This is a genomic window from Blastomonas sp. CCH1-A6, assembly GCF_001556365.1.
Taxonomy (GTDB): domain Bacteria; phylum Pseudomonadota; class Alphaproteobacteria; order Sphingomonadales; family Sphingomonadaceae; genus Blastomonas; species Blastomonas ursincola.
In genome coordinates, this window is sequence record NZ_LSIS01000543.1 from 1 (window position 1) to 1,216 (window position 1,216).

A 1,216-nucleotide genomic window follows, 5' to 3' on the forward strand; every position below is an offset into this window, starting at 1 on the left:
CGGGCAAGGGCTTTGCGGTCGTCGCCAACGAGGTCCGGGCGCTTGCGCAGCGCTCGGCCGATGCCGCCAAGCATATCAAGGAACTGATCAGCGAGAGCTCGCGACAGGTCAATCGCGGGGTGGAACTGGTCGGTCAGTCGGGCGAGGCGCTCGACAGCATCGTCGGCAAGGTGGCCGAGATTGCCAGCCTCGCCGCGAACATTTCCGAGCTCGCCGCCGCACAGTCGAACAGTCTGCAACAGGTGAACACTGCGGTCAGCGAGATGGACAAGATGACGCAGCAGAATGCCGCGATGGTCGAGGAATCGACCGCCGCTGCGCGCAGCCTGGCGACCGAGGCCGATCAGTTGACGGGGCTTGTCTCGCGCTTCTCGCTGGAGGGCGGCCCCGTCGCGCGGGGATCGACGGTGCGTGAAATGCCCCGGCATGCCATATCGCGCCGTCCCGCCAGACCCGCTGCTCGGACAATGACGCAGGGCAATCTCGCCATGGCCATCACCACCGATCCCTCCGAGGATTGGTCGGAATTCTAAGGGGCCGATGGCAGGGGCAGATGCACCATGCGTCATCCCATGTCGCCAACGGCGCCCGGTCGATGTGCCGATAGCGCTATCGGCACATCGACCGGGCGCCGTTGGCGACATGGGATGACGCATGGTGCATCTGCCCCTGCCATCGGCCCCTTAGAATTCCGACCAATCCTCGGAGGGATCGGTGGTGATGGCCATGGCGAGATTGCCCTGCGTCATTGTCCGAGCAGCGGGTCTGGCGGGACGGCGCGATATGGCATGCCGGGGCATTTCACGCACCGTCGATCCCCGCGCGACGGGGCCGCCCTCCAGCGAGAAGCGCGAGACAAGCCCCGTCAACTGATCGGCCTCGGTCGCCAGGCTGCGCGCAGCGGCGGTCGATTCCTCGACCATCGCGGCATTCTGCTGCGTCATCTTGTCCATCTCGCTGACCGCAGTGTTCACCTGTTGCAGACTGTTCGACTGTGCGGCGGCGAGCTCGGAAATGTTCGCGGCGAGGCTGGCAATCTCGGCCACCTTGCCGACGATGCTGTCGAGCGCCTCGCCCGACTGACCGACCAGTTCCACCCCGCGATTGACCTGTCGCGAGCTCTCGCTGATCAGTTCCTTGATATGCTTGGCGGCATCGGCCGAGCGCTGCGCAAGCGCCCGGACCTCGTTGGCGACGACCGCAAAGCCCTTGCCCG

The 1,216-nt window shown here is 65.8% G+C and carries 2 protein-coding genes; one reads left to right on the forward strand and one right to left on the reverse strand.

All coding sequences use genetic code 11. The features are described from left to right. Positions 1 to 533, forward strand: a 533-nt coding sequence (locus tag AX735_RS23500) for a methyl-accepting chemotaxis protein (protein WP_231750240.1), incomplete at its 5' end; no start/stop codon positions are given. A 150-nt stretch (positions 534 to 683) separates the two neighbouring features. Here AX735_RS23500 and AX735_RS23495 read toward each other — a convergent pair. After that, positions 684 to 1,216 (reverse strand): methyl-accepting chemotaxis protein (locus AX735_RS23495; protein WP_231750240.1); only part of this gene is annotated, 533 nt, incomplete at its 5' end.